13 protein-coding genes and 1 pseudogene are annotated in these 15,128 nt (G+C 70.8%); 9 read left to right on the top strand and 5 right to left on the bottom strand.

Features of this window, described 5'->3' with window-relative positions; genetic code table 11:
* Positions 1-93 precede the first annotated feature (93 nt).
* From ABZ801_RS20470 to ABZ801_RS20460, 3 genes are all read left to right on the top strand, one after another.
* The gene (locus tag ABZ801_RS20470; RefSeq protein ID WP_360699791.1) at positions 94-504 is read left to right on the top strand and encodes a cysteine/serine endopeptidase inhibitor; all 411 of its coding nucleotides are present in this window, start codon (positions 94-96) and stop codon (positions 502-504) included.
* 85 nt (positions 505-589) lie between these two features.
* On the top strand, positions 590-2,023 hold the full coding sequence (locus ABZ801_RS20465; RefSeq protein WP_360699788.1) for a LuxR C-terminal-related transcriptional regulator: 1,434 nt from the start codon (positions 590-592) through the stop codon (positions 2,021-2,023).
* A gap of 280 nt (positions 2,024-2,303) precedes the next feature.
* On the top strand, positions 2,304-3,644 hold the full coding sequence (locus tag ABZ801_RS20460) for a helix-turn-helix transcriptional regulator (RefSeq protein ID WP_360699785.1): 1,341 nt from the start codon (positions 2,304-2,306) through the stop codon (positions 3,642-3,644).
* 212 nt (positions 3,645-3,856) lie between these two features.
* Here the strand turns inward: ABZ801_RS20460 and ABZ801_RS20455 are convergent, their stop codons facing one another.
* From ABZ801_RS20455 to ABZ801_RS20445, 3 genes are all read right to left on the bottom strand, one after another.
* Complete coding sequence (locus ABZ801_RS20455) at positions 3,857-4,114, bottom strand: hypothetical protein (protein WP_360699782.1); 258 nt, start codon at positions 4,112-4,114, stop codon at positions 3,857-3,859.
* A gap of 5 nt (positions 4,115-4,119) precedes the next feature.
* On the bottom strand, positions 4,120-5,271 hold the full coding sequence (locus tag ABZ801_RS20450; protein ID WP_360699780.1) for a serine/threonine-protein kinase: 1,152 nt from the start codon (positions 5,269-5,271) through the stop codon (positions 4,120-4,122).
* A gap of 314 nt (positions 5,272-5,585) precedes the next feature.
* Positions 5,586-5,927, bottom strand: coding sequence for a DUF5713 family protein (locus tag ABZ801_RS20445; RefSeq protein WP_360699777.1), 342 nt, complete (start codon positions 5,925-5,927; stop codon positions 5,586-5,588).
* Between the two features lie 731 nt (positions 5,928-6,658).
* Here ABZ801_RS20445 and ABZ801_RS20440 point away from each other — a divergent pair.
* The 3 genes from ABZ801_RS20440 to ABZ801_RS20430 all read left to right on the top strand — a co-directional run bounded on the left by ABZ801_RS20440 (position 6,659) and on the right by ABZ801_RS20430 (position 10,991).
* Positions 6,659-8,392: a VanW family protein gene (locus ABZ801_RS20440; protein WP_360699774.1), complete on the top strand. Its 1,734-nt coding sequence runs from the start codon at positions 6,659-6,661 to the stop codon at positions 8,390-8,392.
* 1,277 nt (positions 8,393-9,669) lie between these two features.
* Positions 9,670-10,044, top strand: coding sequence for a BlaI/MecI/CopY family transcriptional regulator (locus ABZ801_RS20435; RefSeq protein ID WP_344940052.1), 375 nt, complete (start codon positions 9,670-9,672; stop codon positions 10,042-10,044).
* Positions 10,041-10,991 (top strand): M56 family metallopeptidase, encoded by a 951-nt coding sequence (locus ABZ801_RS20430; RefSeq protein ID WP_360699771.1) that lies wholly within the window; start codon positions 10,041-10,043, stop codon positions 10,989-10,991. The genes ABZ801_RS20435 and ABZ801_RS20430 overlap by 4 nt, the downstream gene beginning before the upstream one ends.
* Before the next feature lie 606 nt (positions 10,992-11,597).
* Here ABZ801_RS20430 and ABZ801_RS20425 read toward each other — a convergent pair.
* A complete protein-coding gene (locus ABZ801_RS20425; RefSeq protein ID WP_360699768.1) occupies positions 11,598-12,014 on the bottom strand; it encodes a VOC family protein in 417 nt (138 codons plus the stop codon).
* A 76-nt stretch (positions 12,015-12,090) separates the two neighbouring features.
* On the opposite strand from ABZ801_RS20425, the gene ABZ801_RS20420 reads away from it, so the two are divergent.
* From ABZ801_RS20420 to ABZ801_RS20410, 3 genes and pseudogenes are all read left to right on the top strand, one after another.
* The gene (locus tag ABZ801_RS20420) at positions 12,091-12,684 is read left to right on the top strand and encodes a TetR/AcrR family transcriptional regulator (RefSeq protein WP_360699765.1); all 594 of its coding nucleotides are present in this window, start codon (positions 12,091-12,093) and stop codon (positions 12,682-12,684) included.
* A 330-nt stretch (positions 12,685-13,014) separates the two neighbouring features.
* Positions 13,015-13,614: pseudogene (locus ABZ801_RS20415) on the top strand (MFS transporter); the annotation flags it as partial.
* 31 nt (positions 13,615-13,645) lie between these two features.
* A complete protein-coding gene (locus ABZ801_RS20410; RefSeq protein ID WP_360700410.1) occupies positions 13,646-13,996 on the top strand; it encodes a hypothetical protein in 351 nt (116 codons plus the stop codon).
* 18 nt (positions 13,997-14,014) lie between these two features.
* On the opposite strand, the gene ABZ801_RS20405 is transcribed toward ABZ801_RS20410, so the two are convergent.
* Positions 14,015-14,959 (bottom strand): acyl-CoA desaturase, encoded by a 945-nt coding sequence (locus tag ABZ801_RS20405; RefSeq protein WP_360699762.1) that lies wholly within the window; start codon positions 14,957-14,959, stop codon positions 14,015-14,017.
* Positions 14,960-15,128 lie beyond the last annotated feature (169 nt).

Below are 15,128 nucleotides of genomic sequence, written 5' to 3'. Positions count from 1 at the left end.
TCGAGGCGGCGCGGACGGGCCGGTTCCCGGATCGGCCCCTGCACCCTATCGGTCCCATTCCGAAGTTCCGCGTGAAAGGCGAGGAGATTCAGCATGGGCAAGATCGCGAAGGCGTTGGGCACGGCGGCCGCGGCGATGACGATTCCCCTGGTCGCGCAGGGCACGGCATACGCGGACATCCCGATCGGCCAGACGATTCAGGGCAACGCCACGTACTACGACGCCGCCGGTTACGGCGCCTGCGGCACGCAGATCAACGCGGCCACGGAAATGCTCGTGGCCGTCTCCGCCTCGTACTGGACCACGCCCAATCCGAACAACGACCTGCTCTGCCAGGGCGTCTTCGTCGAGGTCACCGCCAACGGGCGGACGGTCAGGGTCCCGGTCAAGGACAAGTGCCCGAGCTGTTCGCCCTCGCACATCGACCTGAGCCTGCCCGCATTCCGGCAGCTCGCCGACCCGGCGCAGGGCAACATCCCCGTCACCTGGAAGTTCGTCCGCTAACAATGGTGGGAGTGCCGTCCCTCTCCCCGGGACGGCACTCTCGTGTTTTGATACGGCCTGCCGCTCGACCGACAGGAGCTCCCCCATGGGTCACGAAACAGGCCCCGGACGCGATCGGCAGGTCTCCCGGTCGGTTCCGGCCGCGCCCGGCGTCGGTGAGGTACGGCAGGCGCTCGACCGGCCGCCGCACCGCCGCGCACACCTGGTCCGGCGGGGCAGCTGGGACGCGGCGGACGAGCCGGTCACCCAGAATGTGGCGGACACCCTGCCCGCGCCGATCGCGCTCCGCGGTCCCGACCTGGCCGAGCTGGTCTACCTGCCGGGGGCGTCGCGGCCGGACACGGAACGTCGCGCGATCCCGGTGGAACGCCGGGACGCCATACACGCCGTGCGGCTGGCCAACCAGGGCGTGAACCGCGAGGAGGTGGTCCGCCTCGCCACGCATGTGCTCGCCAGATCGGCCTGGCGTGACGTCGGCACGTTCTGGCACGCGGTGGTCGCGCTGGCCTACGCCGACGAACTCGACGAGGCGCACGAGCAGTGCGAACGAGCCGTCCGCGCCGCCGACTGGACGGCCACGCCCCGGCACCGTGACGCGCTGACGCTGTTGCGCGCACGCCTGGCCTGGCTGCGCGGCGCCCCTGACACAGCCGCCGGACTGCTGGCCGACGCGGCCGTGCGCGGGGTGCACCCCCAGTTCAGCGGGCTGGCCACGGCCTGGCGGGTTGCCGCGCTGATCGACCTGGGTGAGCTCGACCGCGCCCACGGCCTTCTCATGGAGTGCGACGTCGACGGGCAGGACGCGGGGGTGGGCGCCCGGGTCGAACTGCTCGCGGCCAGGGGCGGGCTGCATTTCGCCGCCGGACGGGTCGAACTGGCTGGTGACGACTTCCGCGCGTGCGGCCGGATCCTCCTGGAGTGGGGGGTGGTGAACCCTGCGGTCGTGCCGTGGCGTTCGCGCGCTGCCCTGTGCGGGCACCTGCTGGGGCGCAAGACCGTGGCCGACGCCCTCGCCAGACAGGAGTTGGTCGCCGCGAGCCGCTGGGGCGGCGCGCGTTCGGTCGGCGTCGCGATGCACGCGGCCGCACTGGTGTTGGACGGCGGAGCCGACGCGCTGCGGGAGGCCGAGGCCGTCCTGGAACGGTCGAAGGCCACCGGTGAGCTGCTGCGTGCGCGCTACGACATCGCCCGGGCGCTGGACGCCGAAAAGGAGTACCGCGCGGCCCGCCGCGTGCTGGAGAGGACCCGCGACCTGGCGCGCCGCACCGGATACCGCCTGTGGGCGGACCGCGCGGACACCGCGCTCGCCTGCATGGTGCGGCCGGACGGCGTCGACCGGCTGACGCCGCAGGAACGCAGGATCGCCGAACTCGCCCGCGCCGGCCTGAGCAACGGGCGGATCGCAGGGGAACTGTCGCTTACCAAGCGCACCGTGGAGTTCCATCTCACCGGCGTCTACCGCAAGCTGGGAATCAAGGGCCGACGCGAGCTGCGGACCATTCTCAGCCCCCTCCGCTGAGGTGCGGCCCGCGATGGTCCGCGACGGTGGATCACATCACTCCGCAAACTCTGGACCAGACTGTCAAGAGATCTGTAAACTGCCGTCCGGTCGGCCCGGGTAAACGCCCACGCACGGCGGTCCGCATCGGCACCGGCCATGTTTATCCGCGCACCTCATTCCAGTGGCACCCCGGTTTCTTCCGACCGTTCGACACGACAGTCATGCCAGAACACCGCAGCGCCCCACGCCTTGTGTCCGACGACTGGAACCGTCCTGAGAAGTCCACGGGAGGTGTCGCATGAGCACCGGCCGACAGCGGAGTCGCGTGGACGTCGTCTCCGCGCCGCCGGACAGAGAGCTCTCCCCGGCGGGACGGGCGGCGAGGCGCGAACCGAACCCCGCCGACAGGCGGTTCGCCGGGATCGTCGGAGTACCGTCCGCCGGCCGGCACGTCGCCCTCGCCTCACCCCACCCGTGGGCGGCGGAATGCCGCGCCGCCAAGGCCGTCCTGTGTCTGAGAACCGGCCGGGACTGGCCCCTCGCGGTCCGGCTGGCCGAGGAGGCGCTCGACGACGTGCCGTGCCGATACATGCCGCTGTGCGTTTCCCGTGCCCTGAACACGCTGGTGCTCGCGGGCGAACTGGTCGTGGCGGACGCGCTGAGCCGCGGGATCGCCGAGGAGGCGTCGGCGGGCTCCCGCTACGGGCTGATGGACAACGTCACCCTGATCAGGGGACGGATCGCGCAGCTGTGCGGCGACCTGGCCGGTGCGGAAGAACTGTTCGCCACGCTGCTGCACCCCGAGGCAAAGCCGGTCACGCGGCTGCTGGCCGTCGCCCACACCGCCGAGCTGCTGGTCGAAGCCGGCGCCACGGGGCGTGCCCGCGAACTGCTGGCCGAGCACGACATCGACGGGGCGATCCGGTCCGGCGCCCCGTGCGCGGCCGACCTGCTCGGGGCCCGCGGCGCGGTGGCGATGGCGACCGGTGATGCCGAACGGGCACTCGGCGACCACCTCGCCAGCGGGCGCGAACTGGTGGCCCGGGGCGTGACGAACCCGGCGGTGCTGCCGTGGCGGGGCAGGGCGGCGCTCGCCGCGCGGGCCGCCGGACGACCGGTGCTCGCGGCCGTACTGGCCTGGCAGGAGCAGGCGGCCGCGATGCGCTGGGGCGAACCGCGCACCATCGGACGCGCCCTGACCGCCGTCGCGCTCGTGGACGGGAAGGGCCAGGAGATCGACCTGCTCACCGAGGCGGCCGAACTGCTGGAGGTGGCGGCCGCCCCGGTCGAACTCGGCGCCGTGTCCTACGAGCTAGGGGTACGGCTCGTCGAGCAGGGCGAGCGGACGAAGGGACGCGGGCAACTGGAGCGGGCGCGCCTCCTGTTCACCCGCATCGGCCTCCAGCACCGGGCCGACGAGGTCGAGCGGGCCCTGCGCGCAATGGGCATGTCCTGTCCCGGGGAGGCACTCACCAGCCGGGAAATGAGAATCGCCCGGCTGGCACAGGCCGGAATGACCAACAAGCAGATCGCCGGACACCTGTATCTCGCCCTGCGCACCGTGGAGGTCCATCTCTCCCGGGTCTACCGCAAGCTCGGAATCTCCGGTCGAGAGGAACTGCGCGCCGCCATCTTCTGACCTTCCACAGTTCGCGTGACCCGAGCGCGGCCGCCCGGTGGAGGACCGGCTTGGCCGCACCGCCGTAGTCCCGGTCGGTGGCCTGTACGTGCGCGCCCAGGAGCGGATCGATGCCGAGTCAGGGCAGGTGGAGGGGGCGTAGGTGGGGCGGGACGCGCCTCAGAGCGCAGCCCAGCGCTGAGTGCGTGCAGCCTCCAGGACGCGGCGGACCTTCAATTCTGGCGCAGCAGGTCCGCCAGGATGGCGAAGATGACGACGATGACGGCGTACGCCAGGAGGACGACGACGCCTTCCTCCGTCATGCCGGTCGCGATGAAACCTATGGCGAGCGGCAGGCACACCAGCGCGGGCAGCACCGCACCCACGAGTGAGGGAAACCGCGCCCGCAGGCGGAGCCCGCCGGGCGTGTTCAGGATCGCGACGTAGGTCACCACGATGAGGACCAGTACCGGCAACGCCAGGACGCCCAACGCTCTCAACCGTCCCCGTGTGCTCTGAACCGCCGGACCACGACGACGAGCGCGCCGAGCGCCAGGAGAAATGCCTCCACGGCGATGACGCTGTTCAGGTTGGACGAGTAGTTCACCGCGTAGACGGTGATGGCCACGCCGACGAGCAACTGGAGCAGCGTCCCGGCGAAGAAGACGCCCATGGGCAGCGGCTTGGACGAGCCCGGCGGCTCAAACGGCAACGCGGGATTCGTGTGGTCCGCGAACCGTGCGGTGGCAGGCGGAGGCACGGCGGGCGGATGCGCGCCGTAGGGAGGCGCCTCGGGCGGAGGTGCGCCGAACGGAGGCGTGGGCGGCCCGCCCGTGGCGGCGGGCGGACGGTAGGTGGACGGCGGAGGCACGTGCGGCCGTGGCGCGGGCGCCTCGCCGAGCAGTTCGGCCAGCACCTGCGACATCGTCGGCCGCCGCTCGGGCACCTTGTCCAGGCAGGCCGCCAGCAGGGCGCGCCGGTGCGGCGGCATCGCCGACAGGTCCGGCTCGACGTTCAGGATGCGGTGCAGGACGGCCGGGATGCTGTCGGTGCCGAACACGGGGCCGCCGGTCGCGGCGAAGGTCAGCGTGACCGCCCACGAGAACACGTCCGACGGCGGCCCGATCTCCCGCCCCGCCACCTGCTCGGGCGACATGTACGCGGGGGTGCCGACGATCCCGCTGGACAGGGTGGTGGTGGAGGTCGGCGCACGGGCGATCCCGAAGTCGATGACCCGCGGCCCGTCGGTGGCCAGCAGAACGTTGGACGGCTTGAAGTCGCGGTGCACGATGCCCGCCCGGTGGATGCCGTTCAGCGCGGCGGCCGTGCCGATGGCCAGCCGCTCCAGGCTGCCGTGGTCGCGCGGACCGGCGCGGCGGACCAGGTCGCTGAGCGACTCGCCCTCGACGTACTCGCTGACGATGTAGGGGCGGTCGCCTTCGACGTCGGCCGCGAGGACCCGGGCCGTGCAGTACGGCTCGACCTCGCGAGCGAGGGCGCTCTCCCTCAGGAACAGATGGCGGGCGCGGTCGTCACCGGCCAGCCGGGCGTGCAGGATCTTGACCGCCACCCGCGTTCCCGCGCCGTCCTGTCCCGGCCATCCAAGACGATCAACCACCTTCTCTAGGTCAGGGGCTTTCGCGCCCATTCTCAACCGGCCGAGAGATCTGCTTACCGGCCCGCGAACTGTAATGGACAACGCGAGGTGTGCAGCCGAAGAGGGGCCGAACACCTACGCTTCGTCGTCGATCTCATTCCCGGTTATCGCCGCTGGAATGGAGACTGTCGCCTGGCCGCCGAGTACCGCTGTAAATCGGCAAGTCCAACGCCGGGCCGGCTGCTCACCCGCACGGATCGACGCCATCGTCCAGGCGACCTCCCCCCAGCCCTCCCACCGACTGAAGCCGCGAACAGCTCAAGGGAACACACGCTTTCCCCGGGAAGTCGCCCCTTGCGTCCCGATCACCAGTCGCGGGTGGCGATCAACTGCTCCGCATCCGCGTCCTCGAATCCGTAGGAGGAGGCCACGAACCCGAAGTCGTCCGCTATCGACTCCCGGGCAAAGGTCTCGATCTCGCTTCCGGCCGCCGCGAACTCCTCGTCCAGCGCGTTGAACTCCTCCGTCGCGGCGTGCGTCAACGCGTACAACGCCGTCAGATCCGCCGGCCGCTCCGCCTCGATCCGCTCGCACAGCCTCAGCAAGATCGCCTTTCCCTTGTCAACGAGGTGATCCGGGAAGAACGCGTCCGAGTACATCCCCTGCAGGAACGCATACCCCGCGACCCGCTGGTTCTCGATCGCCACGATGACCTCCGCCTTCTCCGACGACCCGCCGCCACGACCCTAGAGCGAGCGACTGACGGATCCGGAGGAGCACCGCTGGACAACACCAGAACCCCCGGCAGGGCGGTTCGTCCCGGCCCCGTGACGCAACCCCGGCAACTCTGCTGCTCCACGGCCGAACCGAATCGGCGCCACCCCGTGGCCCTCGTGGTGACGCTGATACCGCTGCCCGCGCGCATCAGCCGCTCAGCTCCACCGGACCGGGTCGCACGCCAGCCGATGGCCGCGCTTGACCCTCCACGATGCCCGACCGACCCAGCCCGCGCCGCAGCCGCGCCACGGCCATCTCCACGGCGTGCTCGTCGTCCTGCGGACGTGCGTCCCGGCCGCCGACGTGCCCACCACCAGGCGGCTTCAGCGGCGAGCGACGGTGGCTGCGGTGCAGGCGGGCGCAACCGGCCGCACGCCCCCTCTGCCTGCCGGTCCGGCTCGTGGAACATGCGCGACGCGGGAGTCAGGACATTTCGTGCGTTTCACGATGACGCCCAGTGACGGCCTCGGCTTCGGAGAAGCGGAACCCACCGTGACACGACCCGCCGGTCAGCAGGGAGCCTCGCTCACCGCCGCCGAAACCGACGAGCGGCAGCCTCTTCGAGTCGTCCTCGACCGTTGTGCCGTACCACGCTCGCCCATCTACTAGCTTTCCTAGGAGACGTCCCGGGTTGCTGTGAGAGCGAGTGGAATCGGACGCGATGTCGAACATCCCGAGCAGTGATCAGACACGGGCTCGCGCCGGACAGGCCCGGCGGCTGCGGCGCCGGTTGCTGCCGGTGGCGGCCGCCGGGCTGGCCCTGGTACTGGTGGCCGGTGTCGTGCGTACCGTGACGGTCGCCGGAAAGGTCCCCGGGGGCACACGGGTCGCGGGCGTCGACATCGGAGGGCTGTCGCCGGCGGACGCGGAGGCCAAGCTCGCCCGCGAACTGGCGGATGACGCCGAACGTCCGATCGTGGTGACGGCCGCCGGGCACCGGTTCACCATCGCTCCGGCGGAGGCGGGACTGTCGCTGGACGTGCGGGCCACGGTCGCCGCGGCGGGCGGCGGGGCTCCCACCCCGTCCGACCTGCTGCGTCCCTGGATCGGGGGCCGGGAGGTCACGCCCCGGGTGAAGGTGGACGCCGGACGGCTGTCGTCCGCCATCGCGGGCGTCGCCAAGGAGGTCGACACCCCGCGCCGGGAAGGCGGCGTGCGCTACCAGGGCACGCAACCGGTTCCGGTGCTGCCCAGGCCGGGGAACGAGATCGATCGCGCGGCGGCCGAGCGCGCGGTCAAGGACGCCTTCCTCGACCCCCGGCCTCAGGTGACCGTGGCGCCGCGACCGGCGGCTCCCACGGTGTCGGCGCAGGAGGTGCGGCGTGTCGCGCAGACCACGGCGCGTCAGGCGGTCGCCCGTCCGCTCGTTCTCACCCGCGGGGACCGGCGGGTCGCGGTGTCCCCGACGGACATCGCCCGCAATCTGCGGTTCGTGGCAGACGGGCGGGGCTCGCTGCGTCCCGAGTTCGACGCGGCGGCGGTGGCCAGGAGCGTGGAGAAGCGGTTCGTGCCCGCGGCCCAGGCGCCCCGGGACGCGACCTTCACGGTGAGCAGGTCGGGAGGCCTCAAGCTCCGGCCCTCCCGCGCCGGTCAGGGAGTGGACGCCGCCAAACTCGGCCAAGCCCTCGGCCGGGTGCTCACCACGGGCGGAGACCGCACCGTGCCGGTGGACGTGGTCACCACGCAACCCCGGATCACCACCGAGCAGGCCCAGGCGATGGGGATCAAGGAAAAGATCAGCGGCTTCACCACCGACCACCCGTGCTGCGCGCCGCGGGTGACCAACATCCAGACCATCGCCAGGATCCTGGACGGGTACATCGTCAGGCCGGGGGAGACGTTCTCGCTCAACGGGGTCGTCGGCAGGCGCGACCGAGCCCGCGGATTCGTCCCCGCGCCGATGATCCTCAACGGGCGGTACGTCGACGACGTGGGCGGGGGCGTCTCACAGTTCGTCACCACCATGTTCAACGCGGTGTTCTTCGGCGGGCTGCAGGACGTCCAGCACACCCCCCACTCCTTCTACATCTCCCGGTATCCGGCCGGGCGGGAGTCGACGGTCTCCTATCCCGAGCCGGACTTCCGGTGGCGCAACGACTCCCCGTACGGGGTGTTGATCAAGACCTCGTACACGGCCACGTCGATCACCGTGGCGTTCTGGAGCACCAAGCGGTTCGACATCGAGTCGCGCAGCTCCGGTCGCTACAACGTGCGCCCCTTCGAGTCGATCACCGATTCGGGGCCGCGGTGCATCCCCATGCCCGGCGCGGAGGGGTTCTCGATCGACGTGTGGCGGATCTTCAAGAAGGACGGCCGGGTCGTGCGCAGGCAGAAGTTCCACACCGTCTACCAGCCCGAACCCAAGCTGACCTGCACCAAAACCCCGAGCCGATGAACGGCCGCCCCGCGCCCGCCCATGGCGTGGGGCGTCGTCATGCGCCGTGACGGACGGGCCGTCGCGGATCGCGAGCCCGAGACCAAGCCCCGCATGTCCGGCCGGGTCCTCGCGCGTGACGCCCCGCTCCCCCTGGCGTGCTCAGTACCGATGACGGGCAGGCCGACGGTCACGACGCGCCACCGCGCCCGACGCCTCACCGATCGTGGTCGGCCACGCCCGCCCGCCACGCCCGCGGCTACCCGACTGACATGCGGATGTCGCAATTGTTCGGCACCATGCCACAGGCATCCCTCAGAGGAGGCCTGTCTCATCGCGCGCCCTGCGCGTAGCCCCTGATCCGTGGTGCTGAGCGCGCCAAGGCGGAAGCGGGGCGTTGCGAAACGACCCGCCGATGTGCAGGCCGGAGTTCGCGATGCCGCCTTCCGAGCGACCGCCCGGCCCCAAGCGGCGCCTGACAACAGCGCGGCCCCGCACAGCCGTCACCCGGGGCGCCGCACCCGCTCGGAATCTACAACGTAAAGGGCACGGGTTGGATGACTGCAAACCGAGGCGGTGTTGACACGTCTGCGCATGGACTCCACCGGCACGACCGCACCCAGGTGAGCTGTGCTACTAAAAACCGTAGTAGACGTCGGCTCAGGGTGATCTGCGATACGTGGCGGTCCGACGGGAGGATCCGGACGGCACCGCCTATTGAGCAGCCAGTACAGTAGTGGGCAGATTCATGTCGACCCTGCTGTAGGTCCAGAGCAGTCGAGTGGGCCGAGCCCCGCCTGCGGGGGGCATGCCAGCGCGGGACATCGCTGCGTTGACGAGCGGCCCCGATGGCCTCGGAGTCGTTGCAGTTACAGGCCTGAGAGACCCCGAAGATCCACGGCGCACCGAAAATCGTCACTGGCGAACAGAGCGACTTCCGATTCGAGCCGGGCGCCATGTAGTAGTGGCAAGCCAGAGAAGCCGAGGGGCGGCTGCGCGCCTTACGCGCTCGGCCCTCGCGGCCCGGGTTCCGCTCGGGCGAACGCAGTGCCAACCCTCCCTCCCCCGTCCGCCGCCGATCGCCGACAGAACTACTAGGTGAAATAGTTCCAACCTCCGACTCGCAAGCATCCGAGCGGCGCTGCGCGAGAGTGCGCAAGCCCGAAGGCCGTCAAGCGCCTCCCGGACGTTCCAATGGCGGTGGTCTACCGGTATCTCCCAGGGGGTCGGAAGCGGCGCACGCCCATCGGTCGCGGGTGGGTGGCGGGCTACTATCGCGCGTAGGAAGGTGGTGGAAGATGGCCCTGCCGCGACTCGGTGAGCTCGAGGCCGCCGTCATGAAGCGGGTGTGGACGTACGGCCGGCCGGTCAACGTGCGGACGGTCCTGGAGGACCTGCGGCACGACCGGAAGATCGCCTACACCACCGTGATGACGGTCATGGACAACCTGTACAAGAAGGGCTGGCTGCGCCGTGAGATGGTCAGCCGGGCCTACGTGTACGAACCGACCGCCACACGCGAGGGCTACACGGCCAAGCTCATGCGCGAGGCCCTGGCCACCAGCGACAACCAGGCCGCCGCCTTCGTGCACTTCCTCGCCGAACTGTCCCCCGAGGAGACCGAGGCGCTGCGCGCCGCATTGAAGATCATTCCGCCGGAAAGCCGTACATGACCGCTGCCGTCGCGCTGTTGGTCTACGCGGTAGTGCTCGCGTTCTTCGGCACGTGGCCGCTGCGACGCCTCACCTGGACCGAGCGGGCCCCTCGGCTGGGCGTCATCGTGTGGCAGGCGGCCACCGCGTCCGCGCTGGGCGCGCTGGTCCTGGCGGGCGTCGTCCTGACGGCGTCGACCACGCGCGCGTCCCACGGGCTGGCTCAGCTTCTCGACGCCTGCCAGGCGATACTCCAGGCGCACTACGGTGGCGTGAAGCAGCCCGTCGGCGCTTATGCCGGCATGGTGGTCGCGATCGGCGTCACCGGATGGATCCTCGTCCGCGTCGCCGTGTCGCTGCTGCTGACCGCGCGTCGCAGACGCGGCCATCTGCGGGCGCTCGCCGTCGTGGCGTGGCCTCGCCCCGACCTGCAGGCGCTGGTGCTCGAGCACCGCCAGCCGATGGCGTACTGCCTGCCCGGCCGGCACCGCTGCGTGGTGCTCACCACGGGTGCCCTTGACTGCCTGGACGAAGGGCAGCTCGCCGCCGTTCTCGCGCATGAACGGGCGCACCTTCGCGGACGGCATGACCTGGCGGTCACCGTGGCCGCCGCCATCGAACGCGCCTTCCCCGGTGTCCCGTTGTTCCGTGCGGCGCATCAGGAGATCGCCCACCTGGTCGAACTGGTCGCCGACGACGCGGCCGCCCGCCGGCACGACCGGGCGACGGTGGCCGCAGCGCTCGTGACACTGGCCGCGGGACGAGCGCCCGCCGGTGCGCTCGGTGCGAGCGGTTCCCTGGCGCTTCACCGTGTGCGGCGGCTGCTGGCCCCGCATCGCCCGCTGTCACGTCCCGCCCGGCTGGGTGGAGGCCTCGGCGTGGTCCTGCTGATGATCCTGCCGATCGTCCTGGCGGCCAACCCAGCGATCATCGTTTTCCTCCAACGGCACTGCCACCTGCCGACGTGACGGCACCGGCACACGCAGCAGCGGGGTCGCTGCCGCCGACGTCCCGTCCCGTACCGTCCTGTCCGCACGGAGGACCAGCCCAGGTGCGGCAGATCCGATCAGCTGGCCGGTGATGTGCTGCGGGCAGTGCTCTGGGCGCGGCCGCAGCCCCTGCGGCGTCGCTGCACCGTCCGGCCGCCCGACCGGCAAAGGACTACGACGCCCTCACCCTCACCGTGGTCGCCGACTTCGACGCGCCCGTCGAGCGGGTATGGCGGCTGTGGGCCGGCCCACGCCGGCGCTGGTGGGGAGGGCTGCCCGGCTCCACGACCGCCGTGGACGAGCCAACCAGCGGACGCCCCTGCGCAACCTCGGCCAGCACGAAGCCGCTCACAACAAGCGCGTCCGCCATGACGGCGCAAACCGTAGTGGGCGTCCTGGGCGGGACGACCGACACGGCACCGACGGACGCGGCGGGCAGCAGCCAGGAGATCTGGCCGCCGTTGGCGTAGCCGAACATGCGGCCCCACCCGGCGTCCTGGTTGGTGTTGTCCAGCCCGCCGATCTCGTCCGTACAAGGGGCGGATGCAAGGGCACCGACATGGTGGTGCGCGGCCCGTTCCGCAGTCAGCGTGCGAGGTAGCTGTCCGCGTAGGTGTCGGTGGGCGGCACCTCTTTGATCACATCGATGAGGACGCCGTTGGGGTCGGTCACGATGAAGTGCCGCTGGCCGAAATCCTCGGTGCGCAGGTCCAGTTCGGCCTTCAGGCCCTCGTCGAGGACGAGGCGTTCCCACTCGGCGTCCACGTCCTCGACCTCGAAGTTGAGCAGCACGCCCTGGGCGGGCTTGCGGTAGGCCTCGGGCACGGTGGGGTGGCCGTAGTCGAGCAGCGCGAGTTCGTACGGGCGGTCGCCCTGCCGGCGCAGGCTGACGTACCAGTCCGCCTCGAACGTCACCTCGAACCCGAACAGGCGGGTGTAGAAGTCGCGCGACTCCCGCAGGCGGGTGACGCCGATGACGGGATAGAAGCTGGTCAGCTTCACGAAGCTCCTCCTTCGCATACCGATGGTATGTCAAGTACGCTATTTGGCGTACCATCGGTATGTCAACGGAGTGCCCATGACCAGCAGGGTGGAGCAGCGTGAGCAGACCCGGCGGACGCTCGTGGCCGAGAGCCGCAGGCTGTTCGCCGCCAGGGGCTACGGCGAGGTGGGCCTGTCGGAGATCGTCCGCGCCGCCAAGGTCACCAAGGGTGCGCTCTACCACCACTTCGACGGCAAGGCGGACCTCTTCCGGGCCGTCCTGCGGGAGGTTCAGGACGAGGTCGGCAGGAAGGTGGCTGCGGCCGCCGACGCGCACGACGACCCTTGGACGCAGTTCACGGCAGGATGCCAGGCCTTCCTGTCCGCCAGCACCGATCCCGACGTCCAGCGCATCATGCTCATCGACGGCCCCGCGGTCCTGGGCTGGAACGAGTGGCGGGCCATGGACGAAGCGGCCTCCGCCCGGCACCTGGCCGAGGCGCTCACCGACCTCATGGACAAGGGCCTCATAGCGCGCCGGCCCGTCAAGCCGTTGACTCACCTGTTGTCGGGAGCGATGAACGAGGCGGCGCTCTTCCTCGCCGGATCGAGCAACCCCGACGACCTCCGCGACACCATGGCCGCCCTCACCCAGCTCCTGGAGTCCCTCCGCACCACAGACGGCACATAGCGGGCTGTCGTCGCGACCCGCGAGTGGACTGCGGCACCGATACCGAACCGCTGGTGCCTGACGCCGGATTCAACCGAGCGCGGATGGCGGGCATGCCCTGCTCGCACCCAAGCACGAACGGAGCGGCACCCGAACGGCATCTCATGACACAGCACGGGGTTGTGTTAGCTTGAGGCGCATGTTCGACCCTCGTGCCTAGAGACCGGCTGACCGCGTCGCCCGTCCAGCATGGGCTTGACGCGGAAGCGGGCTTCTCAGGTTCGCAGCGTCCCGCCGCACATACCGGCCTGACGCTGCCCTTTCGAGGGATTCTTGATCTCTTCGCAGCAGGTGGCGTCCTACCACGCTGTTCTCCGCACTCCTCTGGCCGGACGTACCTTCGTCGCGGCGCTGGTCGGAAGACTGTCCTACGGAACCGTCTTTCTCTCGCTCGTCCTGGCATGCACACAGGCCACGGGGTCGTACGCGACGGCAGGCGGTGCCATCGCGTTGTTCGGACTCGCCGGCTCGCTGCTGTCCCCGGTACGCGCACGGCTGGTCGATCGGCACGGTGTCCGCCGCGTGCTTCCGCCGATGGCGGTCGCGTACGCGCTGCTGTTGACCCTCCTCGCAGCCCTCACCTGGCGCCCGGGGACACCGGGATCTCTGCTGTGGCTCGTCGCGGGACTGACGGGAGCGTTCGCTCCACCGCTCGGCCCCATCATGCGGGCGTTGTGGAGCGACCTGCTCCCTGACGGCGCGCTTCTGCAACGCGCCTACTCAGTCGACACCGTCGCCGAAGAACTGCTCTACGTGGCCGGACCGCTGATCGCGGGCATGCTGGCAGGGCTGGCCCAGCCTTCTCTCGGGGTCGCGGCCAGCGCCGGATTGGTGACCGTGGGCTCACTGGCGCTGGCGTCCTCGCCCGCCGCACGTTCCGATGCCCGCGAGCGGTCCCGGCAAGCCGAGGGGGCGGATCGCCGTGCTCGCCTTGCTGATCGGCGTCACCGGACTGTTCGTGGCGCCTGTGCTCACCACGGCCTACATGGTGGCGGACAAGGCCGCGGCGGCAGGCTCCAGGACGCAGGCCGGTGCGTGGGTCAACACGGCGTTCAACACGGGAAACGTCGCGGGCTCGGCCGCCGTGGGGTTGCTCATCGGCCACCTCCCCCTGGCCGCCTGCTTCACCGTCGGCGCGCTGCCGTCCCTCCTCGGCGTCTTCGCGGGAACGAGGAAGGCCCGCCGTCCCCCTGATTTCCACAGGCGGGCGGCTACGGGGCCGAGGGCTGCGACGAAACCGCCGTCGGATGCCGATGCTGCGGGGGAGAGGTAGCGGTGAGCCGTCGTCCGGCTAGTCGGCGGCTTGGCTGCGGCGGGCGGCCATTCGCCGGGGGTCGGGCCAGCGTACGTCGAAGGCCCAGCCCGCGCGTTCGAACAACCGGATGAGGCGTGCGCTCGCGTCGAGTTGCCCCTTGCGCACCCCGTGGCGGGCGCAGGTGGGGTCGGCGTGGTGCCAGTTGTGCCAGCCCTCGCCGAACGTCAGCAGCGCCACCCACCACACGTCGGAGGAGCGGTCCCGCGTGCCGAACTCGCGTTCGCCGAACGTGTGCGCGATGGAGTTGACCGACCAGGTCACATGGTGCACGACCGCGTAGCGGACCAGGCCGCCCCAGAACAGCGCCGTCCACATGCCGGCCCACGAGCCCGACCACAGCCCGCCCACGGCGGCGGGCAGCAGGAACGACGCCGCCACGGTCACCGGATACAGCGCGTCGAGCCGCCGGATGTCCGGGTCCGCCAGCAGGTCGGGGACCCAGTGGCGGCGGTCCGAACGGCGGCGGGCCGTGTAGAACCAGCCCACGTGGGCGTGCGCCAGCCCGCGCAGCAGGGCCCGTCCGTCCCCGCCGTACGCCCACGGCGAGTGGGGGTCACCGGGCCGGTCGGCGTACTTGTGGTGCCTGCGGTGCTCGGCCGCCCACAGGGTGACGGGGCCCTGCAGCGCCAGGCCGCCGGCGACGGCGAGCGCGATCCGCAGCGGACGGCGACACCGGAACGAGCGGTGCGTCAGCAGCCGGTGGTAGCCCACGCTGATACCGAAGATGCTCACCGCGTACATGACGGCCGCGATCACCAGGTCGCGTGGACCGATGCCCCGCCCCCACACCACGGCCACCGCCGCGGCCAGCGCCAGCAGGGGCAGCACCACCAGCACGAGCAGGTAGGCGGTGCGGCGGCCGGTGGACACGGCGACGGTGCCGGTCACCGGCGGTTCGGGCCGGCGGGTGCGCGTGGACATGCCGTCTCCTTCGGGTCCGGGCGACGGACGCCTGCCCGATTGAAGGGCATGCGCCGCGTCCCTCGCCAGTAACCCCGCAGCCAGGGAAATATCTCTGGATGTAGCCACATCCGTACTTTCTGCGTCGAACGCTTGTGGACCCGGCTATGGATGGTTAGCTTCCAGATAC

Origin of the sequence: Actinomadura sp. NPDC047616, from assembly GCF_040642915.1 — a bacterium.
GTDB classification, from domain to species: Bacteria; Actinomycetota; Actinomycetes; order Streptosporangiales; family Streptosporangiaceae; genus Spirillospora; species Spirillospora miaoliensis.
Note: the sequence above shows the minus strand (reverse complement) of the source record. Positions and strands in the feature narration are given on the sequence as shown.

Excerpts from the sequence above, each read along its gene's own strand:
- ABZ801_RS20470 (WP_360699791.1), top strand. The coding sequence starts at position 94 with ATGGGCAAGATCGCGAAGGCGTTGGGCACGGCGGCCGCGGCGATGACG.
- ABZ801_RS20465 (WP_360699788.1), top strand. The coding sequence starts at position 590 with ATGGGTCACGAAACAGGCCCCGGACGCGATCGGCAGGTCTCCCGGTCG.
- ABZ801_RS20460 (WP_360699785.1), top strand. The coding sequence starts at position 2,304 with ATGAGCACCGGCCGACAGCGGAGTCGCGTGGACGTCGTCTCCGCGCCG.
- ABZ801_RS20450 (WP_360699780.1), bottom strand. The coding sequence starts at position 5,271 with ATGGGCGCGAAAGCCCCTGACCTAGAGAAGGTGGTTGATCGTCTTGGA.
- ABZ801_RS20440 (WP_360699774.1), top strand. The coding sequence starts at position 6,659 with ATGTCGAACATCCCGAGCAGTGATCAGACACGGGCTCGCGCCGGACAG.
- ABZ801_RS20435 (WP_344940052.1), top strand. The coding sequence starts at position 9,670 with ATGGCCCTGCCGCGACTCGGTGAGCTCGAGGCCGCCGTCATGAAGCGG.
- ABZ801_RS20430 (WP_360699771.1), top strand. The coding sequence starts at position 10,041 with ATGACCGCTGCCGTCGCGCTGTTGGTCTACGCGGTAGTGCTCGCGTTC.
- ABZ801_RS20420 (WP_360699765.1), top strand. The coding sequence starts at position 12,091 with ATGACCAGCAGGGTGGAGCAGCGTGAGCAGACCCGGCGGACGCTCGTG.
- ABZ801_RS20405 (WP_360699762.1), bottom strand. The coding sequence starts at position 14,959 with ATGTCCACGCGCACCCGCCGGCCCGAACCGCCGGTGACCGGCACCGTC.